The 25,411-nt window shown below is 66.3% G+C and carries 27 protein-coding genes; 9 read left to right on the forward strand and 18 right to left on the reverse strand.

Annotated features, from left to right (window positions below):
* Nucleotides 1-50: 50 nt before the first annotated feature.
* Genes V6U71_RS19040 through V6U71_RS19065 form a run of 6 tightly spaced genes read right to left on the reverse strand, consistent with a single transcriptional unit; the run spans nt 51 to nt 4,147 of the window.
* Nucleotides 51-680, reverse strand: coding sequence for a MarC family protein (locus V6U71_RS19040; RefSeq protein WP_411339906.1), 630 nt, complete (start codon nt 678-680; stop codon nt 51-53).
* Nucleotides 680-1,348, reverse strand: a complete 669-nt coding sequence (locus V6U71_RS19045) for a hypothetical protein (RefSeq protein ID WP_411339907.1) — start codon at nt 1,346-1,348, stop codon at nt 680-682. Before V6U71_RS19045 ends, V6U71_RS19040 begins: the two co-directional genes overlap by 1 nt.
* Nucleotides 1,348-2,244 carry a bifunctional methylenetetrahydrofolate dehydrogenase/methenyltetrahydrofolate cyclohydrolase FolD gene (gene folD, locus V6U71_RS19050; RefSeq protein ID WP_411339908.1) on the reverse strand — a complete coding sequence of 299 codons (897 nt, stop codon included), beginning with the start codon at nt 2,242-2,244 and terminating at the stop codon, nt 1,348-1,350. The genes V6U71_RS19045 and folD overlap by 1 nt, the downstream gene beginning before the upstream one ends.
* A gap of 1 nt (nt 2,245) precedes the next feature.
* The gene (locus tag V6U71_RS19055; protein WP_054731929.1) at nt 2,246-2,554 is read right to left on the reverse strand and encodes a YggT family protein; all 309 of its coding nucleotides are present in this window, start codon (nt 2,552-2,554) and stop codon (nt 2,246-2,248) included.
* Between the two features lie 40 nt (nt 2,555-2,594).
* Nucleotides 2,595-3,503, reverse strand: a complete 909-nt coding sequence (gene argB / locus V6U71_RS19060) for an acetylglutamate kinase (protein ID WP_054589439.1) — start codon at nt 3,501-3,503, stop codon at nt 2,595-2,597.
* On the reverse strand, nt 3,500-4,147 hold the full coding sequence (locus tag V6U71_RS19065) for a queuosine precursor transporter (protein ID WP_411339909.1): 648 nt from the start codon (nt 4,145-4,147) through the stop codon (nt 3,500-3,502). Before V6U71_RS19065 ends, argB begins: the two co-directional genes overlap by 4 nt.
* A gap of 116 nt (nt 4,148-4,263) precedes the next feature.
* On the opposite strand from V6U71_RS19065, the gene V6U71_RS19070 reads away from it, so the two are divergent.
* The 3 genes from V6U71_RS19070 to V6U71_RS19080 all read left to right on the forward strand — a co-directional run bounded on the left by V6U71_RS19070 (nt 4,264) and on the right by V6U71_RS19080 (nt 6,520).
* Nucleotides 4,264-5,505, forward strand: a complete 1,242-nt coding sequence (locus tag V6U71_RS19070) for a NupC/NupG family nucleoside CNT transporter (RefSeq protein WP_054731932.1) — start codon at nt 4,264-4,266, stop codon at nt 5,503-5,505.
* A gap of 80 nt (nt 5,506-5,585) precedes the next feature.
* Entirely contained in the window at nt 5,586-6,200 is a 615-nt protein-coding gene (locus V6U71_RS19075; protein WP_411339910.1) for a beta/gamma crystallin-related protein, read from the forward strand.
* Between the two features lie 2 nt (nt 6,201-6,202).
* Complete coding sequence (locus V6U71_RS19080) at nt 6,203-6,520, forward strand: MliC family protein (RefSeq protein WP_411339911.1); 318 nt, start codon at nt 6,203-6,205, stop codon at nt 6,518-6,520.
* 39 nt (nt 6,521-6,559) lie between these two features.
* On the opposite strand, the gene V6U71_RS19085 is transcribed toward V6U71_RS19080, so the two are convergent.
* From V6U71_RS19085 to gluQRS, 8 genes are all read right to left on the reverse strand, one after another.
* Nucleotides 6,560-7,702 (reverse strand): epoxide hydrolase family protein, encoded by a 1,143-nt coding sequence (locus V6U71_RS19085; RefSeq protein ID WP_411339912.1) that lies wholly within the window; start codon nt 7,700-7,702, stop codon nt 6,560-6,562.
* 22 nt (nt 7,703-7,724) lie between these two features.
* The gene (locus V6U71_RS19090) at nt 7,725-8,213 is read right to left on the reverse strand and encodes a hypothetical protein (RefSeq protein ID WP_411339913.1); all 489 of its coding nucleotides are present in this window, start codon (nt 8,211-8,213) and stop codon (nt 7,725-7,727) included.
* A gap of 152 nt (nt 8,214-8,365) precedes the next feature.
* Complete coding sequence (locus tag V6U71_RS19095; RefSeq protein WP_411339914.1) at nt 8,366-9,232, reverse strand: 3-hydroxyacyl-CoA dehydrogenase NAD-binding domain-containing protein; 867 nt, start codon at nt 9,230-9,232, stop codon at nt 8,366-8,368.
* Nucleotides 9,233-9,301: 69 nt separating this feature from the next.
* Nucleotides 9,302-10,288 carry an L-histidine N(alpha)-methyltransferase gene (gene egtD / locus V6U71_RS19100; RefSeq protein ID WP_411339915.1) on the reverse strand — a complete coding sequence of 329 codons (987 nt, stop codon included), beginning with the start codon at nt 10,286-10,288 and terminating at the stop codon, nt 9,302-9,304.
* Nucleotides 10,289-10,290: 2 nt separating this feature from the next.
* Nucleotides 10,291-11,592 (reverse strand): ergothioneine biosynthesis protein EgtB, encoded by a 1,302-nt coding sequence (egtB, locus tag V6U71_RS19105; RefSeq protein ID WP_411339916.1) that lies wholly within the window; start codon nt 11,590-11,592, stop codon nt 10,291-10,293.
* Nucleotides 11,593-11,719: 127 nt separating this feature from the next.
* A complete protein-coding gene (locus V6U71_RS19110) occupies nt 11,720-12,301 on the reverse strand; it encodes a cob(I)yrinic acid a,c-diamide adenosyltransferase (RefSeq protein WP_411339917.1) in 582 nt (193 codons plus the stop codon).
* A gap of 80 nt (nt 12,302-12,381) precedes the next feature.
* The gene (locus V6U71_RS19115) at nt 12,382-12,606 is read right to left on the reverse strand and encodes an HIG1 domain-containing protein (RefSeq protein WP_054589450.1); all 225 of its coding nucleotides are present in this window, start codon (nt 12,604-12,606) and stop codon (nt 12,382-12,384) included.
* Nucleotides 12,607-12,616: 10 nt separating this feature from the next.
* Entirely contained in the window at nt 12,617-13,468 is an 852-nt protein-coding gene (gene gluQRS / locus V6U71_RS19120; protein WP_411339918.1) for a tRNA glutamyl-Q(34) synthetase GluQRS, read from the reverse strand.
* 169 nt (nt 13,469-13,637) lie between these two features.
* On the opposite strand from gluQRS, the gene V6U71_RS19125 reads away from it, so the two are divergent.
* The 3 genes from V6U71_RS19125 to ppc all read left to right on the forward strand — a co-directional run bounded on the left by V6U71_RS19125 (nt 13,638) and on the right by ppc (nt 17,427).
* Complete coding sequence (locus tag V6U71_RS19125) at nt 13,638-14,204, forward strand: HNH endonuclease (RefSeq protein ID WP_054589452.1); 567 nt, start codon at nt 13,638-13,640, stop codon at nt 14,202-14,204.
* Between the two features lie 48 nt (nt 14,205-14,252).
* The gene (locus V6U71_RS19130; RefSeq protein ID WP_411339919.1) at nt 14,253-14,678 is read left to right on the forward strand and encodes a YbaY family lipoprotein; all 426 of its coding nucleotides are present in this window, start codon (nt 14,253-14,255) and stop codon (nt 14,676-14,678) included.
* Between the two features lie 70 nt (nt 14,679-14,748).
* A complete protein-coding gene (ppc, locus tag V6U71_RS19135; RefSeq protein ID WP_411339920.1) occupies nt 14,749-17,427 on the forward strand; it encodes a phosphoenolpyruvate carboxylase in 2,679 nt (892 codons plus the stop codon).
* A gap of 120 nt (nt 17,428-17,547) precedes the next feature.
* Here ppc and V6U71_RS19140 read toward each other — a convergent pair whose 3' ends face one another.
* The 4 genes from V6U71_RS19140 to V6U71_RS19155 form a co-directional block, all read right to left on the reverse strand.
* Nucleotides 17,548-18,063: a hypothetical protein gene (locus V6U71_RS19140; protein ID WP_411339921.1), complete on the reverse strand. Its 516-nt coding sequence runs from the start codon at nt 18,061-18,063 to the stop codon at nt 17,548-17,550.
* Nucleotides 18,064-18,236: 173 nt separating this feature from the next.
* Entirely contained in the window at nt 18,237-19,040 is an 804-nt protein-coding gene (locus V6U71_RS19145) for an SDR family oxidoreductase (RefSeq protein ID WP_411339922.1), read from the reverse strand.
* Between the two features lie 134 nt (nt 19,041-19,174).
* Nucleotides 19,175-20,293, reverse strand: coding sequence for an acyl-CoA dehydrogenase family protein (locus V6U71_RS19150; RefSeq protein ID WP_411339923.1), 1,119 nt, complete (start codon nt 20,291-20,293; stop codon nt 19,175-19,177).
* A gap of 3 nt (nt 20,294-20,296) precedes the next feature.
* Entirely contained in the window at nt 20,297-21,478 is a 1,182-nt protein-coding gene (locus V6U71_RS19155; RefSeq protein WP_411339924.1) for an acyl-CoA dehydrogenase family protein, read from the reverse strand.
* Between the two features lie 172 nt (nt 21,479-21,650).
* On the opposite strand from V6U71_RS19155, the gene V6U71_RS19160 reads away from it, so the two are divergent.
* The 3 genes from V6U71_RS19160 (at nt 21,651) to V6U71_RS19170 (ending at nt 25,366) form a co-directional block, all read left to right on the forward strand.
* Nucleotides 21,651-22,508 carry an SDR family NAD(P)-dependent oxidoreductase gene (locus tag V6U71_RS19160; protein WP_411339925.1) on the forward strand — a complete coding sequence of 286 codons (858 nt, stop codon included), beginning with the start codon at nt 21,651-21,653 and terminating at the stop codon, nt 22,506-22,508.
* A complete protein-coding gene (locus V6U71_RS19165) occupies nt 22,505-23,965 on the forward strand; it encodes an MFS transporter (protein WP_411339926.1) in 1,461 nt (486 codons plus the stop codon). The genes V6U71_RS19160 and V6U71_RS19165 overlap by 4 nt, the downstream gene beginning before the upstream one ends.
* 111 nt (nt 23,966-24,076) lie before the next feature.
* Entirely contained in the window at nt 24,077-25,366 is a 1,290-nt protein-coding gene (locus V6U71_RS19170; protein WP_411339927.1) for an acyl-CoA dehydrogenase family protein, read from the forward strand.
* Nucleotides 25,367-25,411 lie beyond the last annotated feature (45 nt).

Consider the following 25,411-nt stretch of genomic DNA (forward strand, 5'->3'; position numbering starts at 1 on the left):
GGACAGGAAAGGGCGTCGCCTGCGGGCGGCGCCCTTTTTTCATCCCTTTTCTATGCCAGGCTGGGAAAACTGGCCTTGAGCCCGTCGATAAGGAACTGCACCGCGAGGGCAGCGAGCAGCACGCCGAGCAGCCGGGTGATCAGCGCCTCGCCCTTGTTGCCGATCAACCGCATCAGCGGCCCCGCAGACAGCAGCGCGGCCAGCGTCAGCAGCAGCACGAGCAGCAACGCGCCGAAGATCACGAAGGCGCGGTCGAGACCGTTGTTTTGCGCCACCAGCAACATCACCGACGCGATCGATCCGGGCCCGGCGATCATCGGCATCGCCATCGGAAAGACCGACACATCCTCGATCTCCGGGGTCGCCTTGACCTTTTCGGCCCGCTGCTCGCGCCGTTCGGTGCGCTTTTCGAACACCATGTCGATCGCGATGATGAACAGCATGACACCGCCTGCGATGCGGAAGCTGTCGAGGTCGATGTGGAGGAAACTCAGCAGCGCTTCGCCGAACATCGCGAAGAAGACGAGGATGGCGCCCGCGATGATCACGGCGCGGATCGCCATCGACCGGCGCTGTTCGGCATTGGCGCCTGTCGTCAGGCTGGCATAGATCGGCGCGCAGCCCGGCGGATCGATGATCACGAACAGGGTGACGAAGGCCGAGATGAAGAGGTCGAGCATCAGCGGGGCACCGCCGCGACGCGATCGTCGATCACCGGTTGCATCGCGGTGCCGTCCCACATCCGAACCGTGACGCGGCGCGAGCCGTCGGCGGCGACGCTCGACGTCCAGCTCAAAGTCTGGTCGGGCGAAACGCCGACGACCATATCGCCGCCGCCTTCCCCGGCATCGACCGCGACCCCGGGACGCGAACCGCATTTCGCCTGCTTCGCTTCGATGAAATCGGGCGTATCGCGCGGCGTCGTCAGCGTGTCGCCATGATCGAGCACCCAGCGTATCCGGCCTTTCTTGGGGTCGCGCCGCCAGACGGTGGTGAAATAGCCCTGCGCGCCGCCCTTCTGCCACGCACCGGTGGTGGCGCCGCTATGGCCGTCGCAACTGATATAGACGGCGTGCGGCTGCCATTTGACCGCCTCGGCCGGGTCCTTCTGCGATTTGAGCCAGTCCAGCGCGACGACGCGCTGCGGCACGAACATCACCGCATCGGGCGCGGCGGTCTCGCGAAACGCCGTCCACTGGCCCTTTTCCTGCGCCAGCCGGGCAAAGGCGATTTCGGCGGCGATATAGGCGCTGGGGTTCGGCGCCAACGGCCGGTCGCGCTCGCGCGCCGCCGCGCCGCCGACCGCGATCGCCGACGACAGGAGCGCGGCGATCAGCAGACGCCGCATCAGAAACCCTCCGGGTCGGCGAGCCCGGCGCGGCGATGCGCGGCGACGAGCGTGTTGCGCAGCAAGCAGGCGATGGTCATCGGACCGACGCCGCCGGGCACCGGGGTGACCGCCGCCGCGACCGTCGCCGCGCCCGCATAGTCGACGTCGCCGACCAGCCGGCCTTTCGCGGCGCCATCGGCGGGCGGCAGGCGGTTGATGCCGACGTCGATCACCGTCGCGCCGGGCTTGATCCAGTCGGCCTTCACCATCTCCGGCCGCCCGACCGCGGCGACGACGATATCGGCGCGGCGTACGACGTCGGCGAGATCTTTGGTGCGGCTGTGCGCGATGGTGACAGTGCAATTGGCGCCGAGCAGCAGCGCCGCCATCGGCTTGCCGACGAGAATCGAGCGGCCGATCACCACCGCATCCTTGCCCGACAGGTCGCCGAGCCGGTCCTGCAGCAGCAGCAGGCAGCCATAGGGGGTGCAGGGGACCATCCCGGCTATGCCGAGCGCGAGGCGCCCGGCGCTGACCGGGGTAAGCCCGTCGACATCCTTGTCGGGGTGGATCGTCGCCACCGCCGCCTGTTCGTCGAGATGACCGGGAAGCGGCAATTGCAGCAGGATACCGTCGACGCTGTCATCGGCATTGAGCTGGCGCAGCAGCGCCTCGACCTCGTCCTGCGCCGCGCTGGCGGGCAGGCGATGCTCGAAGCTCGCCATGCCGGCGGCAACCGTCGCCTTGCCCTTCGATCCGACATAGACCGCGCTCGCCGGATCGTCGCCGACGAGGACGACCGCGAGCCCGGGCACGCGCCCCGCCGCCGCGGCGAAGGCGGGAACCGCATCGGCGATCCGCGCGCGCAGGCCGGCGGCGAACGCCTTGCCGTCGATGACCTCAGCGGTGGTCATCTCAGGCCACTCCGGCGTTCATGCCGAGCTGGTAGAGGTAGGAGATTACCGGCCCCTGCAGGATGATGATCAGGATCAGCACGACCATCGGCGTCAGGTCGAGCCCGCCGAAATCGGGCATGATCCGCCGGAACGGACGATAAAGCGGTTCGGTGATCCGCTCGAGCACATGCCAGAGCTGCGCCACGAAATCATTGTGGGTGTTGATGACGTTGAAGGCGATCAGCCACGACATCACCGCCTGCACGATGATGATCCACCACAGGACGTTGAGGATGATCGACAGGATTTGCAGCAACATTACGTACATCAAGGTCTCCGGCCGGGCTGGTGTCGGGTCGTAGCCCCTCCTAGCGGTGAATGAGCGTGCCTGCACCCCTGGCGGTGAAAATTTCGAGCAGCATCGCGTGCGGGATGCGTCCGTCGAGGATGACCGCCGCCTCGACCCCGGCGTCGACCGCGGCGACGCAGGTTTCGACCTTCGGGATCATGCCGCCGGTGATCGTCCCGTCGCCCTTCAGCGCCTCGATAGCCGGGCGGTCGAGATCGGTGAGCAGCGCCCCCGACTTGTCGAGCACGCCCGAAACATCGGTGAGCAGGAAAAAGCGCTTCGCGCCGAGCGCCCCGGCGATCGCCCCCGCCATCGTGTCGGCGTTGATGTTATAGGTCGCGCCATCGGCGCCGAGGGCGACGGGCGCGATGACCGGGATGAAATTATCCTTGGTCAGATTGGCGAGGATCGTCGGATCGACCGCCACGGGTTCGCCGACGAAGCCGAGGTCGACGTGGCGCTCGATTCCCGAATTGGGGTCGGGTTCGCTGCGATGCACTTTTTCGGCGAGCACCAGATTGGCATCCTTGCCCGAAATACCGACCGCGCGGCCGCCGAGCCCCGCGATCCAGCCGACGATTTCCTTGTTGATCTTGCCCGCCAGCACCATTTCCGCGACCTCGGCGGTGGCGGCGTCGGTGACGCGCAGCCCGCCGACGAACTGCGATTCGATGCCGAGCTGTTTCAGCATCGCGCCGATCTGCGGCCCCCCGCCGTGCACGACGACCGGATTGATGCCGACCGCTTTCAGCAGCACGACATCCTCGGCGAAATCGCGCTGCGCCTCGGGGTCGCCCATCGCGTGGCCGCCATATTTGATCACGAAGGTCTCGCCCGCATAGCGCTGCAGATAGGGCAGCGCCTCGACGAGCGTTTCCGCCTTGGCGAGCAGGTCGGGCATTTTCGAGGGATCAGTCACAGGGGTCATTCCGCATTCTTTGTATCGAGACGGCGGCCGATCGCGACCACCGCCATCACGAGCAGCGGCACCATTACCGCCGACAGCACTACCTTGGCGATCATCTGGCCGAGCATCAGGTCGCCGATCGGCCGCACGCCATAGAAGCTGACCGTGATGAAGATCAGCGTGTCGATGATCTGGCTGAGCGCCGCCGCGACAAAGCCGCGGACCGGCAGCAACCGGCCGTTGTTCGCGGTCATCCGCGAGAAGAGCCAGACGTTGAGGCTGACCGAGACGCCATAGGCAAGGATGCCCGCCGCCATCATCCGCCAGCCCTGGCCGACGATGATCGGAAAGGCTTCCTTCGCGGGCTCGTACATGCCGGCGTCGGTCGGCAGTTGCAGGACGAAAACGGTCAGGATGATCGCGAGAATCAGCGGGATGAAGCCCAGCCGCACCAGCCGGTCGGCGACGACGCGCCCGTGCAGTTCGGCGATGCCGCTCGAAATCGCGATCAGGGTCAGGAAGGGAAAGATGCCCGCCTCGACCGCCAGCGGCCCGAGCGCGACCTGCTTCGCGCCGAGAAAGCCGCCCAGCGGAACCATGCCGCCATAGAGGATCGCAAAGAGCAGCAGGGAGGGCGCGATAACGCGCGGGGAGCCTTGTTCCATCGGCGCCGCTTAATCGCTTTTGATGGCGCTGGAAAGATAGCGCGGCCGCGCAAGCTTGCCCCGCCGCCAAAGCCCGTTAGACAGGCGGCATCATCTTTGCGGGGACGCGGCGGACTATGGAACGGTTTATCGGATTGCTCGGCATCGTCGCGCTGCTGGCGATTGCCCTGCTGTTTTCGTCGAATCGCCGCTGGATCCGCCTGCGCGTCGTCGTGCCCGCCTTTCTGCTGCAGGCCGGTTTCGCGCTGCTGGTGATCGGGACGCCGTGGGGCCGCGCGATCATCCAGGCGATGTCGAGCGGCGTGTCGAACCTGCTCGGCTATGCCAAGGCCGGGACCGATTTCATCTTCGGGCCGCTCGCCTCGCCCGAAATCGGCGCCAACAGCTTTGCGATCGCGGCGCTGCCCGTCATCATCTTCTTCGCCTCGCTGATCTCGATCCTCTATTATCTCGGCATCATGCAGCTGGTGATCAAATGGGTCGGCGGCGCGATCCAGAAGATCACCGGGATTACCAAGGTCGAGAGCCTCGGCGCCGCGGCGAATATCTTCGTCGGCCAGAGCGAAAGCCCGCTCGTCATCCGTCCCTATCTCGCGGGGCTGACGCCGTCGCAATTGTTCACCGTGATGACCGTCGGCATGGCGGGGGTCGCGGGTACGATCCTCGGCGCTTATGCGAGCATGATCGGCGAGCAATTGCTGCCCTATCTGCTCGCGGCCAGCTTCATGTCGGCGCCGGGCGGCATCCTGATGGCAAAGATCATGATGCCCGACGACCCCAAGGACATCGGCATCGAACCCGTGATCATGCCCGAGGCGAGCCACGACGAGGAGCGCCCCGCCAACATCATCATGGCGGCAGCGCAGGGCGCGCAGACCGGGGTCAAGCTGGCGGTCGCGGTCGGCGCGATGGTGCTCGCCTTCGTCGCTCTCGTCGCGCTCGCCAACGGGCTGCTCGCGGGCATCGGCGGCTGGTTCGGCTATCCCGACCTGTCGTTCCAGGCGGTGATCGGCGCGATCTTCCGCCCCGTCATGTGGCTGATGGGGGTGCCATGGGACGAAAGCGCCGCGGCGGGCGGGCTGTTCGGGACCAAGGTCGTGCTCAACGAATTCGTCGCCTTCATCGACCTCGGCAAGGTGCAGGGCGATTTGTCGGCGATCTCGGTCGCGATCGCGACCTTTGCCTTGTGCGGCTTCGCCAATTTTTCGAGCATCGCGATCCAGATGGCGGTAACCGGGGGGCTGGCGCCGAACCAGCGCCCGATGATCGCCCGGCTGGGGCTGAAGGCGCTGCTCGCGGGCAGCCTGTCGAACCTGATGTCGGCGGCGCTGGCAGGGCTGATGCTGGGGCTGATGTAGCCGGATTGCAAATCGGGCCGGTGTGACGTAGCCTTGCCCGGGACCAGCAGTGACCTTTGGCAGGGAAAGGTTTTGCGGTGATGCGACTTTCATTCCCATGGCAAGCGGCGGCAGGCATTGCGCTGATCGCCGGCAGCGGCATGCTGACCACCAGCACGGCACAGACCCCCGAAGAGCGGCGATACCGGCCGCCCGAAGCCACCATCTATCGCGATGCCGCCTACCGCGGACCCGCGGTGTTCATCGGCGAGGCGAAGTCCAACCTCGGCCTCGCGTGGCCGGTCAATTCGATCCGCGTCGCCAGCGGCCGCTGGGAATTGTGCGAAAAGACACGCTATCGCGGCACCTGCCGGACGGTCGAGCGCGACACGCCGATGCTCGGCAACGTCCTGCGCGGACTGACCATCCAGTCGATCCGCCCCGTCGGGTCGGGGGGTGGCGGCTGGAACCCGAACCCGCCCGCCAGCGATCAGGTCGTGCGCGGCAATTTCGCCGAATTCCATACCCAGCCCGGCACCGGCGGCTATCGCGTCCTCGCCTGCGCCAACGGATCGTCGACCGCCAATTGCGCCGCGCGCACCGCCGACAGCTGGTGCCGCTCGATCGGCTGGAACGGCTCGGCGCGCGAGCATATGGAAACGGTCGCGAACCGCGTCTATCTGGCCGACGTGCTGTGCGTCCGCTCGGGCTATTGACGATGCGGAGCGCCCCGACGATCGCCCTCGCCGCCACCACGCTGGCGCTGGCGGCCTGCGCTTCCACTCCGGCCCGTACCGGCACATCCTATGATTGCGACCGTGGAACGCGGCTGGTGGTCAACTATCTGCCCAATGCCGCGATCGTCCGCGTCAACGGACGTCAGACGATGACCCTGCGGTCGACGCCCGCCAATATGGGCCAGATTTACGAGAACAAGAGCGGCGCGCGGCTGCATCGCACCGGCAACAGCGTGACATGGAATACCGCGCTGCGCTCGGCGCCCGAAAGCTGCCGCGTCGCGATACGGCCGCTCTGAAAAAGGGGGATGGGCCGCCGGTAAAAGCCGGCGGCCCTTTCAAAGATCCATCTGCGCAAAGGCCGCGCGGACCTCGGCGGCGAACAGCTCGGGCTGTTCCCAGGCGGCGAAATGGCCGCCGCGAGCCGCTTCGCTCCAATAGACGATGTTGCGGTACCGCCGTTCGGCCCAGCGCCGCGACAGGCGCATGATCTCGTTCGGGAACAGGCTGCATCCCGTCGGCACGTCGATCTCGCCCGCCGCAAACTGGCGGAAGCTCTCCCAGTAGAGCCGCGCCGACGAAGCGGCGCTGGCCGTCAGCCAATAGAGGCTGATCGTGTCGAGCATCGCATCCTTCGACACCGCCTGTTCAGGGTGGCCGCCGATCGACTGGCCGCCGAGCTGATGCCCGCAATCGGTCCAGCCGTGGAATTTCTCCGCGACCCACGCCATCTGCCCGACGGGAGAATCGGTGAGCGCATAGCCGATCGTCTGCGGCCGCGTCGCCTGCTGCGTCGAATAGCCATTGTCCTTGGCCTGATACCAGCCGAAGCGCGCGAGATAGAGCTTCTCTTCGTCGGTGAGGTCGCTCATCAGCTCGGGTGGCGGCGCGCCGGTGACCATGTTGACGTGGATGCCCGCGCAATGGCCGGCGTGGTGCATGCCGATCGCCGAGGTTACCGCACTGCCCCAGTCGCCGCCTTGCGCGAAATAGCGGTCGTAGCCGAGCGCCCGCATCAGCGCGTCCCACGCGGCGGCGATCTGTTCGACACCCCAGCCCGACCGCTCCGGCTTGCCCGAAAAACCGAAACCGGGGAGCGACGGGATGACAAGGTGATAGTCGACCGACAGCAGCTCGATGACGTCGAGAAATTCGAACACCGACCCCGGCCAGCCGTGCGTCAGCACCAGCGGCCGCGCGGCGACATTGTCCGAGCGGATATGGAGGAAATGGATATCAAGGCCATCGACGGCCGCCAGAAAGTTGGGCCAGGTGTTGAGCCGCGCCTCGATCTGCCGCCAGTCATACTCATCGCGCCAATAGGTAGCGAGTTCACGGGCATAGGCGAGCGGGATGCCCTGATCCCAATCGTCGACCGTTTCCTTCTCAGGCCAACGCGTGCGCGCCAGCCGGTCGCGAAGATCGTCGAGCGCGTCCTGCGGCACCTCGACACGAAACGGCCGGATATTGTCGACGTTCATCTTGTCCCGCTCCTCTTTCCGTTCAAGGCCGCGCCGGTGCCTTGCAGCCGCGTTGCAGGCCGATGCCTTTCAGAAAGCCGCGGCGCACCGTTCCGGCATAGACCGCAAAGGCGTAGCGGCGGCGTTCGGCATTGGCGCCGGTCACCTCGCCGATCAGCCCGCCGAACGGGATGATCGATCCGGCCACATTGCCCGCGACGCGGCCGGCGGTTTCCTCGCGCTTCTTGCCGAGGCTCTTGTCTACCTGTTCGTTGACGTCGGGGCCGAGCACCTCGTTGAGTTCGCCGACCTCGCGGATGATCGCGGCACATTTGCCGAGCCCGGCGAGCGAATAGGGGTCGCCCTGGATCGCCAGCAGCTTTTCGGGCACTTCCTTGCCGTCGAAGGGTTCGGTCACCGAATCGGCGGTTTTCTTGACCGTCGATTCCTCGGGTGATCCCTGTTGCGCGTAAAGCGGCGTGGCGGATGTTACGACAAGCAGCGAAAGCGTGAAGGCAATTTTGCGGTGCATGATCGGCTCCCCTGGCGGCGCCGGAGGGCGCCTTTTCTTGCAAACGCCCGCCGGCCGTTTCGGCTCCGTTCAATCGCCGACCGCCGCCACTCTGTGCAATGACCCGGCGATCGTCCAGCCATAAATGCCGGGCGGCGCGCGCCCGCTTTCCGTCACCGCGTCGGCACGGGCTCCGGCCCCGTCCAGTCATAGAAGCCGCGCCCCGCCTTTTTGCCGACCCAGCCTGCCTCGACATATTTGACGAGCAGCGGCGCGGGACGGAATTTCGGATCGCCGGTGCCGCTGTAGAGCACGCGGATGATCTCGAGGCAGGTATCGAGCCCGATGAAGTCGGCGAGCGTGATCGGCCCCATCGGATGGTTGAGGCCGAGACGGCAGCCGGTGTCGATGTCCTGCATCGACGCGACGCCTTCACCCAATGCAAAGACCGCCTCGTTGATCAGCGGCATCAGCACGCGGTTGACGATGAAGCCCGGCGCATCGTTGGCATGGACGATTTCCTTGCCGAGACCGCGCCCGAACGCCTCGACGGCCGCCAGCGTCGCATCGCTGGTGGCAAGGCCGCGGATCAGTTCGATCAGGCCCATCACCGGGACCGGATTGAAGAAATGAACGCCGATGAAGCGCGCGGGGTCGTGCGCCGCCTGCGCGAGGCGGGTGATCGGAATCGAGCTGGTGTTGGTCGCGAGGATCGCGGTGGCCGACAGATGCGGACCGACGCTGGCGAAGATCGCGCGCTTGATTTCCTCGCGCTCGGTCGCCGCTTCGATCACCAGGTCGGCGGGGGCGAAGGCGCTGTGGTCGGCGACCGGGGTGATGCGGCCGAGCAGGGCGTCGGCGCCCTCCTGCGTCATCTTTTCCTTGGCGACGAGGCGTCCGAGCGCTTTGGCGATGCCCGCCTTGCCCGCTTCGGCGCGCGCGAGGTCGATGTCGGAGAGCAGAACGTCGTGCCCGGCGCCTGCCGAGACCTGCGCGATGCCCGCGCCCATTTGCCCTGCCCCGATGACGCCTACGATCATTGCCTGCCCTTTCGCTGGAAAACTCGCCCGTGCCCCTACGGCCTCGGGCATCCGCGTCAAGAGCGGGCGTCAGGGAGCCGAGCGGAATTCCGTCGCGGCCGCAAGGATCAGCGCGAAGGCGGGATCGGCGTCGTCCCAAGTCGCGAGCGGGGTCCAGCCGCCGGCGCGGAGCAGCAGGTTCGCGTCGCGCGGACCATATTTGTGGCTGTTCTCGCTGTGGATCGTCTCGCCCTTCGCCATATGGTAGCGCTGCCCGTCGACGGTGAAGTCCATGTCGCAGGCAGCAACGAGGTGCATTTCGATCCGCGCATGGACATCGTCCCAGATCGCGCGGTGCGAGAAATTCTCGACCGGGATGGTGCCGCCGAGCTCGCGGTTGATGCGTTCGAGCAGGTTGAGGTTGAATGCCGCGGTCACCCCGGCCGGATCGTCATAGGCGCGTTCCAATATGCCGACATCCTTGATCCGGTCGATGCCGATCAGCAGCAGCGATTCGTCGCCGAGCGCCTCGCGCCAATTCCGGAGCAGATCGATCGAGGTGCGCGCGACCATGTTGCCGATCGTCGAGCCGGGAAAGAAGCCGAGTTTGGGCAGCGGGCAAATCTCGCGCGGCAGCGCGACGCGCTGGGTGAAGTCGGCCTCGACCGGATAGACCGGCAGGCCGGGAAAGCGCGCCGCGAGCGCGAGCGCGCTGTCGCGCAGGAATTCGCCCGAAATATCGACCGGGACATAAGCGGCGGGATCGATCGCGGCGAGCAGCAGCGGGGTCTTGGTCGAGCTGCCCGACCCCAGTTCGACCACCGCGCGGCCGGGCCCGATCGCCGTCGCCATCGCGGCGGCATGGCGGCGCAGCAAGTCGGTTTCGCTGCGCGTCGGATAATATTCGGGGAGCGCGGTGATATCCTCGAACAGCGCCGAACCGGTCGCGTCGTAGAACCAGCGCGCCGGGATCGCCTTTTGCCGCTGCGCGAGCCCGGCATGGACGTCGGCGCGAAAGGCGACATCGATCCCGGCATCATCGGCCGAAATCTGCCGAAGTTGACGTACAACACCCATATTCAAAGGTCTTTCGCGAGCCGCACGCCGGTGAATTGCCAGCGCTGGTGGGGGTAGAAGAAATTGCGATAGGAGGCGCGGCAATGGCCGCGCGGGGTCGCGCAACTGCCACCGCGCAGCACGAACTGGCCGCTCATGAACTTGCCATTATATTCGCCAACCGCGCCGGGCGCGGCGCGAAAGCCGGGATAGGGACGATAGGCGCTGCCGGTCCATTCCCACACGCTGCCGAACATCTGTTGCAGATCGGTGTCGCCGTCCCCGGCCGCCACTGGATGCACCGGTCCCGCCGCGTCGAGTTGCTGCCCCGACGCGGGATCGAGCGCCGCCGCCGCGGCCTCCCATTCGATCTCGGTCGGCAGCCGCGCGCCCGCCCATGTCGCGAAGGCGTCGGCCTCGTAAAAGCTGATATGGGTCACCGGCGCGGCGGGATCGATGTCCTGCCACCCCGACAGGGTGAACTGGCGCCCGCCGTCCCAATAGGCGGGCGCGTCGATATCTTCGCCCTGCACCCACGCCCAGCCGTCGCTGAGCCAGAGCGACGGCGTGTGATAGCCGCCGTCGTCGATGAACTGCTGCCATTCGCCGTTGCTCACCGGCCGGCTGGCGAGCGCATGCGGGGTGAGAAGTGCGGAAAACTGCGGAAGTTCACAGTCGAATGCAAAAACTTCACCCGCATGACCGATCTGCACGACGCCCTCGGCGCCCTTGATCCAGCGCATCGGGCCGGCATCGGCCGAAGCCGCGGAAATCTGTGCAACTTCATTCGCGATTGCGTCTTTTTCCCACACCGCGGGGCCGAGCGGGTTCTGCGCGAAGAGATGCTTCACATCGGTGAGCAGCAGTTCCTGATGTTGCTGTTCGTGGTGGATGCCGAGCGTGACGAGCCGCTGCGCGGCGAGCGGCAGCGCCGGAAGCGCGCTTTGCACCGCGGCGTCGACATGCGCGCGCCAGACGCAGATTTCGTCGAGCGACGGACGGGTCAGGAGTCCGCGTTGCGGGCGGGCGTGGCGCGGTCCTTCAGCCTCGTAATAGCTGTTGAAGAGATAGGGATAACGCGCGTCGAACAGGCGGTAGCCGGGGAGGTGGTCGCGCAGCACGAAGGTTTCGAAAAACCATGTCGTGTGGGCAAGATGCCATTTGGCGGGCGACGCATCGGGCATCGACTGCGCGCTGGCGTCGGCATCGGACAACGTGCCGACCAGATCGAGCGACAGGCGCCGCGTCGCGGCGAAGCGGCTGGTCAGCGCCATCATCGCGTCGGTGCCGGTGGTCAGGGGCAAAGCGTCGTTCTGGCTGGCCATATCGAGACAATCCCCCGGGGCGCGATTCGGTTTCGCAAGGGGAGGAATATGATGGCGCCAGCGCGGATTGTCTAGAACATTAAGGGAACAAGATTCGTCGTCCCCGCGAAGGCGGGCGCGACGAGCGTCAGCGCGTCGCGCCCGGTTTCCAGAGGATATCGCCGCCCGCCGCGGCATTGAGGTGACGGGTCAGGACGAAGAGATGGTCCGACAGGCGATTGAGATAGGTGAGCGCGAGCGGGTTGAGGTCGCGCTCCGCATGCGCAGCGACCGCGGCGCGTTCGGCGCGGCGCGCGACCGCGCGCGCGAGGTGGAGCCGCGCCGCCGCTTCGGTGCCGCCGGGCAGGATGAAGCTTTTGAGCGCCTCGAGCCCGTCGTTCATGCGGTCGATCTCGTCCTCGAGCCGGACGATCTGGCTGGGCACGATGCGCAGTGCCATCTCGTGCGGGCCGAAACCGAACTGGATGTCGGGCGGGGTCGCAAGGTCGGCGCCAAGGTCGAACAGTTCGTTCTGGATGCGGGAGAGCATCGCCGCTTCGTCGCTCGCGGCGTCGAGCGCGGCGGCAGCGATGCCGATCGCGCTGTTCGCTTCGTCGACATCGCCGATCGCCGCCATCAGCGGCGCCGACTTGGCGATGCGCGAGCCGTCGACAAGGCCCGTCGTGCCGTCGTCGCCGGTGCGCGTGTAGATCTTGTTGAGCTTGACCATCTTATCTGCCTAGCAGCGTTCGGCACCAGCTCGCTCCGCCGGGTTGGGGGGAGCGGTCCGGTGCCGTTTGTTCAAACCAATTAGCTGCCCGCGGCGAAAGCGCCGATCAGGATGAGCAGCACGATGGTGATCGCCTGCCACTTCACGCGCGCCATCATCATCTTGTTCTGCATCACCTGATTCTCGCGCACCGTGCCGTCGATCTGGGCGCGATGTCCCTGCGAGAAATAGAAAAGCCCGCGCGCGAGCGAGAAAAGGACGAAGCCGGCGGCGACCACGACGCCAAGGACAAGCAGAAGTTCCATGCCCCCCTATTTAGGGCATTTGCAGCGAATAACCAGTGGGAAGCCGCCCGGCGCGCAAATCGGCGGCGAGCGCGGGGCCGTCAATGCCCGCATCGCGAAACGCCGCGAGCGACGCAGCCGCGTCGCGCTTGGCGAGGCGCCGCCCGTCGGGGCCGCAAACAAGCGCGTGGTGGCGATAGAGCGGCGTCGGCAGGCCGAGCAGCGCCTGCAGCAGCCGGTGGACGTCGGTCGAGGCGATGAGGTCGGCGCCGCGGATGACGTGCGTCACCCCCATGGCGGCGTCGTCGAGCGTGCTCGCGAGATGATAGCTCGCCGGCGCGTCCTTGCGCGCGAGGACGATATCGCCGTGCGCCTGGCTGTCGGCGGCGCGCCTGCCCTGCCCCGCTTCTTCCCAGTCGAGGTCGCCGGTCGCGGCGACCGCGCGCCACATGTAGAGCCGCCAGCAATGCGGCTCGTCCGCCATGCGCCGCTCGCGCTCGGCGTTCGGGAGAGTACGGCAGGTGCCGGGATAGATGGCACCGGACGGCCCGTGCGGCGCCGCAAGGCTCGCGACGATGTCGGCGCGGGTACAGAAACAGGGGTAGAGGAGGCCGCGCGCGCGGAGCGTGTCGAGCGCCGCGGCATAAGCGGGGAGTCGGTTCGACTGGCGCACCGGCTCACCATCCCAGTCGAGACCTAGCCAATCCAGATCGGCCAGCGACGCGGCGACATAATCCTCGCGCGAGCGGCTGCCGTCGATGTCGTCGATGCGGATGCGGAACTGCCCGCCGGCGGCGCGTGCGGCGTGGTGCGCAAGCGCCGCGCTATAGGCGTGACCGAGGTGAAGATCGCCGGTCGGGCTGGGAGCGAAACGCGTCAGCATGGCCGCGTCATGAATCCATATGCTGTGCCGAGTCAAAGGCAATCGATCCATATCTTGCGGGCACAAGCCCCCTTGACGTCAGAATCTGATGCGGCATGTAATGATGGTGTCATGCAGGAACGGCAGTGGCGCGCCATCCCGCGAACATAGGGGGCAGCGTTACCAAGCCATGTTCCATCCCGATCTTGCCCGGCATCCCGATAGCTGTCCGGCCCTCGTCCTCAACGCCGATTATACGCCGCTCAGCTATTATCCTCTGAGCCTCTGGCCATGGCAGACCGCGGTGAAGGCGGTGTTTCTCGACCGCGTCACCATCGTCGAAAATTACGAGCGCGAGATTCATTCGCCAACGCGGACGATGGCAATCCCGAGCGTCATCGCGCTCCGCCAATATGTGAAGCCGTCGGAGCATCCGGCGTTCACGCGCTTCAACCTGTTCCTGCGCGACCGTTTCGCCTGCCAATATTGCGGCTCGGGCAAGGACCTGACTTTCGATCATGTCGTGCCGCGCCGGCTGGGCGGGCGCACGACGTGGGAAAATGTCACCACCGCCTGCGCGCCGTGCAACCTCAAGAAGGGCGGGCGCACCCCCAAACAGGCACATATGCCGCTCTATCGCCAGCCGTGGCGCCCGACGAGCTGGCAGTTGCAGGACAATGGCCGCGCCTTCCCGCCCAATTATCTGCACACGAGCTGGATCGACTGGCTATATTGGGACGTCGAGCTGGAGGGATAGGCCGAATTCGAGCGCTGCCCACCGGCCGGAATTCGCAGGAGAAAACCGATGCTTCGTCTCGCCGCCGCTTTCGCCCTCGGGCTTTCCGCGCTCGCGCTTTCGGCGTGCACCACGACCGGCGAGGCCGAGAACCAGCAATTCACGGTGAGCGGCAGCATCGCCTATCGCGAGCGGATCGCGCTGCCGCCGACGGCGCAGATCGAGGTACGGCTCGACGACGTCAGCCTTGCCGACGCGCCGTCGCGAACGATCGCGCGGCAGGCGTTCGGCGCCGACGGCCGGCAGGTACCGATCGACTTCCTGCTCCGCTTCGACCGCCGCCAGATCGACCCGCGGCACAGCTATGCCGTGTCGGCGCGGATCACCGGCGAGGACGGCAAGTTGATGTTCATCACCGACACACGCAACAGCGTCGATTTCGAAGGCGTCTCCGAAATCGCGATGGGGACGCTCAATCTGGTGATGGTGCGCTAACGCGCGCATAGCTATGCGCCGTTACGGCGCGCTTGACCCGGCGCCTGTTGCAGTGCAGCAAGCTGCGCCCATGGGCCCGCCGATCCAGATCTCGCAAAATCCCGACATCCGCTATCTCGGGCGGATCCTCGGTGACGTCATCCGTGCCTATGGCGGCGACAAATTGTTCCGCCAGACCGAATATATCCGCTCGTCGAGCGTCGACCGGCACCGCGGCATCGCGGGGGCCGAGGCGATCGATCCGGGGCTCGATGCGCTGAGCCTCGACGACACCATCGCTTTCGTGCGCGGTTTCATGCTTTTTTCGATGCTCGCCAACCTTGCCGAGGACCGGCAGGGGGTGGCCGCCGAGCCCGAGGCGACGGTCGCCGCGGCGCTCGCGAAGCTCAAGGCCGACGGGATCGACGGCGATGCGGTCCATGCGCTGCTCGGCGCGTCGCTGATCGCGCCGGTGCTCACCGCCCATCCGACCGAGGTACGCCGCAAGTCGATGCTCGACCACAAGAACCGCATTGCCGAGCTGATGCTGCTGCGCGACGCGGGCGCTATCGAAACCCCGCAGGGCGACGTCGTCGAGGAAGCGATCAGGCGGCAGATCGTCCTCCTCTGGCAAACGCGGCCGCTGCGCACCGAAAAGCTGTTCGTCGCCGACGAGATCGACAATGCGCTCACCTATTTGCGCGACGTTTTCCTGCCGGTGGTGCCCAAACTCTATGCGCGCTGGGAGGCCGAACTGGGCCAGCGCCCGGCGCCCTTTCTGCGCGTCGGGAGCTGGATCGGCGGCGACCGCGACGGCAATCCCTTCGTCACCGCCGACACGCTGCAGCAGGCGACCGCACGCAACGCCGCAGCAGTGCTCGGCCATTATGCCGATGCGGTGCACGCGCTCGGCGCCGAGCTGTCGGTTTCGGCGAGCCTCGCGCCGGTCCCCGATGCCGTCAGCGCGCTCGCCGAAGCGAGCGGCGATGATGCACCGAGCCGCCGCGACGAACCCTATCGCCGCGCCTTGTCGGGAATCTACGCCCGCGTCTGTGCGACCTATGCCGCGATCGCCGGCAAGGCGCCGCCGCGCCCGTCGGCGCTGAAGGGCGATGCCTATGCGGCGCCCGGCGATTTCCGCCGCGATCTCGTCACGCTCGCCGACGGGCTGGCGGCGAGCGGCGAGGGCCAGCTCATCGGCATCGGCGCGCTCGGGCGGCTGATCCGCGCGGTCGAGGTGTTCGGCTTTCACCTCGCGACGCTCGACATGCGCCAGAACAGCGCGGTGCACGAACGCGTGCTCGCCGAGCTGCTGGCGGTCGCGGGCGTCTGCGCCGATTACAAAGCGCTGGGCGAGGAGGAGCGGATCGCTCTGCTCACCGCCGAGCTGCAAAGCGACCGCCCGCTTGCCGCGCCGTGGCACCAGTGGAGCGACGAGACGGCGGGCGAACTCGCGATCGTCCACGCCGCCGCCGATATCCGCGAGCGGCTCGGGCAGGATGCGATCTGCCAGTGGATCATTTCGATGTCGCAGGAACTCTCCGACCTGCTCGAAGTCCATTTGCTCGCACGCGAGGCCGGGCTTTGGCGGAGCGGCGCGGCGGCGGGCAAGGCCAATCTGATGGTCGTGCCGCTGTTCGAAACGATCGCCGACCTCGATCGCGCTCCGGCGATCATGGCGCGCTATTTCGCGATGCCCGAAATCGGCCCGCAGATCGGGGTGCGCGGGCATCAGGAAGTGATGATCGGCTATTCGGATTCGAACAAGGACGGCGGTTACCTGACCTCGACCTGGGGGCTGCATCAGGCGTCGCAGGCGCTGACCCCGGTGTTCGACGAAGCCGACACCGCGATGCAATTGTTCCACGGCCGCGGCGGCGCGGTCGGGCGCGGCGGCGGCAGCGCCTTCGCGGCGATCCGCGCCCAGCCGGCGGGCACGGTACAGGGCCGCATCCGCATCACCGAACAGGGCGAAGTGATCGCCGCCAAATATGGCACCGCCGACAGCGCGGCGACCAACCTCGAGGCGATGGTCTCGGCGAGCCTGCTAGCCAGCCTTGAGCCCGAGGCGGCGAGCGACGCCGATGCCGCGCGCTTTACCGCCGCGATGGATGCGCTGTCGGACAGCGCCTTCGCCGCCTATCGCGGGCTCGTCTATGACACGCCGGCGTTCAAGGACTTCTTCCGCGCGATGACGCCGATCGCCGAGATCGCGACGCTGAAGATCGGATCGCGCCCGTCGAGCCGCACCAAAAGCAACGCGATCGAGGATCTGCGCGCCATCCCGTGGGTGTTCAGCTGGGCGCAGTCGCGCGCCATGCTGCCCGGCTGGTACGGCACCGGCGAGGCGTTTGCCGGGTTCGCAGACAAGGCGCTGCTCGCCGACATGGCGCAGGGCTGGCCCTTCTTCGCGGCGCTGCTTGGCAATATGGAGATGGTGCTCGCGAAATCGGACATGGGGATCGCGGCGCGCTATGCCGAGCTCGCGGGGCATGTCGACGGGCACGCCGCCATTTTCGGGCGCATCCGCGATGGCTGGAACCGGGCGCACGACGGGCTGCTCGCGATCACCGGCCAGACGCGATTGCTCGAAAAGAACCCGGCGCTCGAGGCGTCGATCCGGTTGCGCCTGCCCTATATCGAGCCGCTCAACCTGCTCCAGATCGAGCTGATGAAGCGCCACCGCGCCGGCGAGACCGACGAACGGATCGGCGAAGGTATCCAGCTCACGATCAACGCGATCGCAACGGCACTCCGGAACAGCGGGTAGGTTTCAACGCAACGTCATTGCGAGGAGCGTAGCGACGAAGCAATCTCCAGCTACCGATCTCGCGCACGGCAGAGGGCTGGAGATTGCTTCGCTTCGCTCGCAATGACGATACCCTTGCGTCTATTTCGAAACGATCCGCACTTCGCCCTTCGTATTCGCCCCGTCGGGCGCAAAGTTGATCGTGAAGTCGTCGCCGTCCTTGGCGGTCCCCGCAAGCGCGTCGCCCGAGCGGGTGATCTTGACGCCCTTTTTCGCGAACTCGCCCGCCATCCAGTCGGCGGCCTTCGCCGGAGCCGCGGGAGCGGTGAAACCGAGCTGGACCGTCGCCTTGCCAGCACCGTTGGTGTCGTTCGCATCGACGTTGACCGTCGTGACATTGCTGCCGGGATAGAGCTTCACCCCGTCGATATCGAAATCGCCCGAGACGTCGAGGTTGACGAGATCGGGGATCTTCATGTCGATGTTGACCCCGTCGCCGCCGATCTTGAGCTTGCCGCCGCCTTCGCCCGCGGTGATCTGTACCCCGCCGTCGGCGCCGCCGGCGTTGATCTTGATCTCCGGGCCGTCCTTCTTGTCCTCGCCCTGCCCGCAGGCGGCGAGGAGCATCATCGGCGGAATGAGGAACGCGAAACGCATGGCACATCCCCTTGGTGCATTAGTTAAATAATACACCTTGGGATTTTGCGAGTCAATGTTTCCCTCTTTCGTCATCCCGGACTTGATCCGGGATCCATCCAACAACCACGGTTATGGACCGCGGATCAAGTCGAACGAGCCACGTGTCTCGTTCGAGGATGACGATGAGGGCGTCAGGCGTCGATGCTCGTGCCGACATTGCCGTGCACCAGCCCGCCGTCGACGGTGATCGTATCGCCGACGACATAGTCGCCCGCCTTCGACGCGAGGAAGATCGCCGCGCCCGCCATATCCTCCGGCACGCCGATGCGCTTGGTCGGAATGCTCTGCGCTACCGCGTCGCCATGATCACGCGCTGCCTTGTTCATGTCCGACTGGAAAGCGCCCGGCGCGATCGCGGTGACGAGGATATGATCGGTGACCAGCCGCGCCGCCATCCGCTTGGTGAGATAGAGGATCGCCGCCTTCGACGCGTGATAGCTGTAGGTCTCCCACGGGTTGAGGCGCATCCCGTCGATCGAGCCGATGTTGATCACCTTCGCCGGGCGCTCGTGCGAGCCGCCGGCCTTGAGCAGGCCGTGCAGCGCCTGCGTCAGGAAGAAGGGCGATTTGACGTTGATGTCCATCACCTTGTCCCAGCCCGCCTCGGGGAAGCCCTCGAAGGGTTCGCCCCATGCCGCGCCGGCGTTGTTGACGAGAATGTCGAGGCGCTCTTCGCGCGCTTCGAGTTCCTTGGCGAGCGCACGGCAACCCTCGACGGTCGCGAGGTCGACGGGCAGGCCGATGACCTTGCCCGGGTAGCGCGTCTCGAAATCGGCGACGGCTTCCTCGATCTGCGCCGTCTTGCGCGCCGAGATATAGACGCGCGCGGCGCCCGCGGCGAGATAGCCCTCGACGATCATCTTGCCGATGCCGCGCGAGCCGCCGGTGACGAGCGCGATGCGGCCGTCGAGGCCGAACATGTCCTGAAGGTTCATTGTCTCATCCTTTTCTCCCTCCCCTTCAGGGGAGGGTTGGGGTGGGGCATGTCGGGCGCAATGCCCTCCCCGCTGCGCCCCGGATCAAGTCCGGGGCTCGCTGCCCCTCCCGCAGGCGAGAGGGGCGAAAGAGATTAGTAGCCGTTCATCCGCGCGACCTGGTCGATGTGGTAATGGACATCGCCCATAAATTCGGCGAGCGCGCGGTCGCGTTTCATATAGAGGCCGATGTCATATTCGTCGGTCATGCCGATGCCGCCGTGCATCTGCACGCCTTCGCGCACCGCGAGGTTGGCGGCGCGGCCGGCCTTGGCCTTGGCCACGGAGACCATCAGCTTCGCGCCCTCGCTGCCCTGATCGAGCAGTTCCTGCGCCTTCATCACCGTGGCGCGCGCGACTTCCATCTCGCCATAGAGATGCGCAGCGCGGTGCTGGAGGCCCTGGAACTCGCCGATCAGCTTGCCGAACTGCTTGCGTTCCTTGAGGTAGTTCACCGTCATGTCCATCGCGCCCTGCCCGACGCCGACCATTTCGGCGGCGGCACCGGTGCGGGTGGCGGCAAGCAGCGCGTCGAGGATCTCGCCGCCTGCATCGACTTCGCCGATCACCGCATCGGCGTCGACCTCGACGCCGTCGAGCGTGACATGGCTCGCGAGGCTGGAGTCGACGAGGCGGCGCGGATCGGCGGTGACGCCTTTCGCATCCTTCGGCACCGCGAACAGCGTGATCCCGCCGTCGGTCTTCGCCGCGACGATGCTCATGTCGGCGACATGGCCGTGGAGGACAAAGCTCTTCTTGCCGTCAAGGCGGAAGCCGTTGCCCGCGCGCGTCGCGCTGGTCGCGATGCGGTCGGGGCGATGCTTGGCGCCTTCGTCAATCGCGAGCGCGATGATTGCCTCACCGCTGGCGATCGCGGGGAGCCAGCGTCCGGCCTGCGTACCGCCCGCTTTCGCGAGCGCGGCGACCGCGCCGACGCTGGTCGCGAGGAAGGGTGACGGGGTCAGGTTGCGGCCGATTTCCTCGAGCACGATGCCCGCTTCCATATGCCCCATGCCAAGCCCGCCATGTTCTTCGGGAACAAGCATGCCGGGCAGGCCCATTTCGGTGAACTGTGCCCAGAGGTCGCGCGAAAAGCCGGTGGCATCGGCCTCGTCGCGCAGCTTGCGGAGGTGCAGGACGGGGGCCTGTTCGGCCACGAAGGGGGCGACGCTGTCCTTGAGCATCGCCTGGTCGTCATTGTGATACAAAGGCATGGGTCAGGCTCCGGGCAGGTCGAGGATACGCTTGGCGATGACGTTGAGCATGACTTCGCTCGTCCCGCCTTCGATCGAATTGGCCTTGGTGCGCAGCCAGCCGCGCGCGCGCGCGCCGCCCTTGGTCTCTTCGCTGTCCCATTCGAGCGCTTCGCTGCCGCCGCCCGACATCACCAGCTCATGCCGGCGCTTGTTGAGCTCTGTCCCGACATATTTCATCATGTTCGAGCTGGCCGGATGCGCGCGGCCGGTTTTCCACATGTCCATGAACCGCTCGCCCATCGCGCGATAGGCAAAGACGTCGACGTCGAAGGCCGCCATTTCGGCGCGCAGGATCGGGTCGTCTAGTTCGCCATGGTCGTTCTTGCCGAGCGACTTCGCAAAGAGCGCGCCGATGCTGACCATGTCGCCGCCCGCGCCGCCGCCCGAGATCATCTCGCGTTCGTGGCCGAGCAGATATTTGGCGACGTCCCAGCCGCGGTTGATCTCGCCGACGAACTGCGTCTTCGGCACCTCGACATCGTCGAAGAAGGTTTCGCAGAAGGGCGAATTGCCGCTGATCAGCAGGATCGGCTTGGTCGTGACGCCCTTGCTCGCCATGTCGAAGAGCATGAAGGTGATGCCCTGATATTTGTTCGCCTTGTCGGTCCGGACGAGGCAGAAAATCCAGTCGGCCTTGTCGGCATAGCTGGTCCAGATCTTCGACCCGTTGACGACCCAGTGATCGCCCTTGTCCTCGCCGAAGGTCTGCAAGCTGACGAGGTCGCTGCCCGAGCCGGGTTCCGAATAGCCCTGGCACCAGCGGATTTCGCCGCGCGCGATAGGGTTCAGATAGTGGATCTTCTGCTCCTCGGTGCCGAATTGCAGCAGCGCGGGGCCGAGCATCCAGATGCCGAAGCTGTCGAGCGGCGAGCGCGCGTTGATGCGCTTCATTTCCTGTTTGAGGATCTTGGTCTCTTCGGGCGAGAGGCCGGCGCCGCCATAGGGCTTCGGCCAGTCGGGGACGGTATAGCCCTTGGCGACACAGGCCTCGAGCCACTGCTTCTGGGCGTCATTCTTGAATTCCCAGTTGCGGCCGCCCCAGCAGACGTCGCCTTCCTCGCGCACCGGTTCGCGCATTTCTGCGGGGCAATTCGCCTCCAGCCAGACGCGCACCTCGGCGCGGAAAGCTTCCAGATCGCTCATCCTCTTGGCTCCTCTTCTCCGTCCAAATCTACGTCCGGTTCGCTACTTTACGCAAGCGTCAACTTGGGCGCGCCGACCTGCCGCTACGGCGCCGTAGCGTCGGTTCGACCGCCGTTGACGCGGCTTTTCGCGCGCCTAAGCTGAGTGGCAAAAGAAAACGGGAGCAGAGGATATGCGATTCGCAGGCAAGGTCGCCGTCGTCACCGGCGCGGCGTCGGGTATCGGCAAGGCCACGGTGCTGAAACTGGCGGGCGAAGGCGCGCATGTCATCGCCGCCGACATCGACGAAGCGGGCGGGCAGGCGCTTGCCGCCGCGTCGAACGGCAAGATCGATTTCGTCCGCTGCGACGTCACCGTCCCCGCCGACATCGAGGCGCTGATGAACGCGGCCGCCGAAAAGACGGGCGGCATCGACATCGTTTTCAACAACGCCGCGGCGGGCGGCGACCGCGCGCCGATCGACGAGATTACGCCCGAGGGCTGGGACCGCACGATGGACCTGGTGCTGAAATCGGTGGCAATGGGCATCCGTTACGCGGCGCCGCATATGAAAGGCCGCAAGGGAGCATCGATCGTCAACACCGCGAGCGTCGCGGCGCTCGGTGCCGGCTATTCGCCGATCGCCTATGCCGTCGCGAAGGCGGGCGTACTCCACCTCAGCAAGGTCGCGGCGACCGATCTCGCGCAGTACGGCATCCGCGTGAACGCGATCTGCCCCGGCTTCATCAACACCAATATCTTCACCGCGTCGCTCGAGGTTCCGGGCGAACTCAAGAATCAGGCCAACGCCGTGATTGCCGAGATGAGCGCGAACGCGCAACCGGTCGCGCGCGGCGGCCAGCCCGAGGATATCGCGAACGCCGTCGCCTATCTGGCGAGCGAGGAGTCGAGCTTCATGACGGGCACCCACCTGCTCGTCGATGGCGGGCTGACGATCGGCCAGCGGCACGCATGGGACAAGGAAACACCGGGCATGTTCGACGCCCTGCTGGCGATGGAGGAAGCGGCGAAGGCCGGAGCCGCCGCGTGAGCGCCGCCGCCACGGCGGTGCCTGCACCCAAACGCCTGCCCCTCTGGCTGAAGGCGACGCACGGGCTCGGCAGCATCGCCTATGGCGTCAAGGACAACGGCTTTTCGACCTTCCTGCTGCTGTTCTACAATCAGGTGATCGGCCTCGACGCCGGCATCGTCGGGGCCGCGATCATGATCGCGCTGATCGCCGATGCCTTCGTCGACCCGGTGATCGGCGAACTCACCGACCGCACGCGCAGCCGCTGGGGCCGCCGCCTGCCCTGGCTTTACGGCGCCCCGATCCCGCTTGCGATCGCGTGGATGCTACTGTGGAGCCCGCCCGAGATGAGCGACACGATGACCGTCGCCTGGCTGATCGGGCTGGCGATCGTCGTCCGCTCGCTGGTGTCGATGTGCGAGGTGCCGTCGGTCGCGATCGTCCCCGAACTCACCGCCGACTATGACGAGCGCACCGCCGTCATGCGCTTTCGCTTCCTGTTCGGCTGGGGCGGCGGCCTCGTCATCCTGCTCCTCGCCTATGGCGTGTTTTTCGGCGGCGCCAAGGGGCTCGTCGATCCCGACGGCTATTTCCCCTATGCGCTCGCCGGGGCGCTGATGATGTCGGGGGCGGTGCTGGTGTCGGCCGCGGGGCAGCACCGGCGGATCGCGGTGTCGAACCTCGCCGACGTCAAGCCTGCCGCGAGCCTTGCCCATATCGTCCGCGACATGCGCGACACGTTGTCGAACCGTGCCTTCCTGTGGCTCGTCTTCGCGGCGCTGTTCGGATACGTCAACCAGGGCATCACCTTCTCGATGAACAACTACCTGCTGAGCTTCTTCTGGCAGTTCACGCAGGGCGAAATGATCGCCTATGTCTTCCTGCTGTTCGGGACGATGATCGCGGCCTTCATCCTCGTCGCGCCGCTGTCCGCCCGGCTCGGCAAGCGCGACGGCGCGATCGTCGCCGGAGCGATCGCGCTGCTCGTCAACAGCGGTATCTATTTCGCGTGGATCCAGGGGTTTTTCCCCGGCCTGCCCGGCAAGCCGAGCGTCGCGGCGATGTTCGCGCTGGTCTTCGTCTCGAACACCTTCTCGATCATCCTGATGATCCTCTCCTCCTCGATGATGGCCGACGTCGTCGAAGCCTCGCAGAGCGAAACCGGCCGCCGGTCGGAGGGGCTGTTCTTCGCGGGCTTTTTCTTCATGCAGAAATGCGCGACGGGCATCGGCATCTTCGCCGCCGGGCTGATCCTGTCCTTCGCCGCCTTTCCGGCCAACGCCAAACCGGGCGAGGTCGGCGACGCCGTGCTCGGCAATCTGGCGGCGGGCTATGCGCTCGCGATCCTCGTCATCGGCACGCTGGGGCTGCTCGTGATGCGCAAATTCCCGATTTCGCGCGCCGACCATGAGGCGCGGCTGGCGCTGCTCGACGATGCGGCGCGCGGCGAGCCCGACGCGACGGGGGCGCATCCGTAACGGAAAATATCGCAGGCCGACCAAATGGGGTAATTTTCGGCCCGCAGGACTTGGCAAGGCCCACGAATCGGTCCAAAGGTTTACGTGAACGTAAAGGGAAAGGAAGCGAAGATGGACTTCGATCTCACCGACCGGCAGGTCTACTGGCGCGACCGGGTTCGCGATTTCATCGAGCGCAAGGTCCGCCCGGCAGTGCCGACCTACAAGCAGCAGGACGCCGCCGGCGACCGCTGGAAGGTGATCCAGATCGTCGAGGATCTGAAGGCCGAGGCGAAGGAAGCCGGCATCTGGAACCTGTTCATGCCGCCGCGCAGCGGCGCGCACCATCATGTCGACGAGACCTTCGAGTTCGAGGGCCCCGGCCTCACCAACCTCGAATATGCGCTATGCGCCGAGGAAATGGGCCGCGTCGGTTTCGCGAGCGAGGTGTTCAACTGCTCGGCGCCCGACACCGGCAATATGGAGGTGTTCCACCGCTACGGCACGCGCGCGCAGAAGGAAAAATACCTCGGCCGGCTGATGAACGGCCAGATCCGGTCGGCCTTTCTGATGACCGAGCCGCGCGTCGCCTCGTCCGACGCGACGAACATCGAAACGCGCATCGAGCGCGACGGCGACGATTATGTCATCAACGGCACCAAATGGTGGTCGTCGGGTGCCGGCGATCCGCGCTGCGAAGTCGCGATCGTGATGGGCAAGACCGATTTCGCCGCCAAGCGCCATGCGCAGCAGTCGATGGTTCTGATGCCGTTGAACGCGCCGGGCGTGAACATCCTGCGCCACCTGCCCGTCTTCGGTTATGACGACGCGCCGCACGGCCATATGGAAATCGAACTGAAGGACGTTCGCGTCAACGCCGAGGAAGCGATGCTGCTCGGCGAAGGCCGCGGCTTCGAGATCGCGCAGGGGCGCCTCGGGCCGGGGCGCATCCACCATTGCATGCGCACCATCGGCGTCGCGGAGGAAGCGATCGCCAAGATGGCGAAGCGGCTGCAGTCGCGCGTCGCTTTCGGCCGCAAGGTCGCCGAATATAGCATCTGGGAACATCGCCTCGCCCGCGCGCGCATCGACATCGAGATGACGCGCCTGCTCTGCCTGAAGGCCGCCGACATGATGGACAAGGTCGGCAACAAGTCGGCGGCGGCCGAAATCGCGATGATCAAGGTGCAGGCGCCGAACATGGCGCTGAAGATCATCGACGATGCGATCCAGGCGCATGGCGGCGCCGGCGTCTCCGAGGACTTCGGCCTTGCGCAGGCCTATGCGCACCAGCGCACCCTGCGGCTTGCCGACGGCCCCGACGAAGTGCACGAACGCGCGATCGCCCGCATCGAATTCGCCAAGCACAGCGAGGCGAGCGATCCGGGTTTCTCGTCGGGCGATATCGGCGCGACGCGCTGACCCATTCCCCTGCCGCCCATGCCGCCTGCACGGGGCGGTGTGGGC

This window comes from Sphingopyxis sp. J-6 (genome assembly GCF_046603995.1).
In the GTDB taxonomy this organism is placed as follows: Bacteria; Pseudomonadota; Alphaproteobacteria; order Sphingomonadales; family Sphingomonadaceae; genus Sphingopyxis.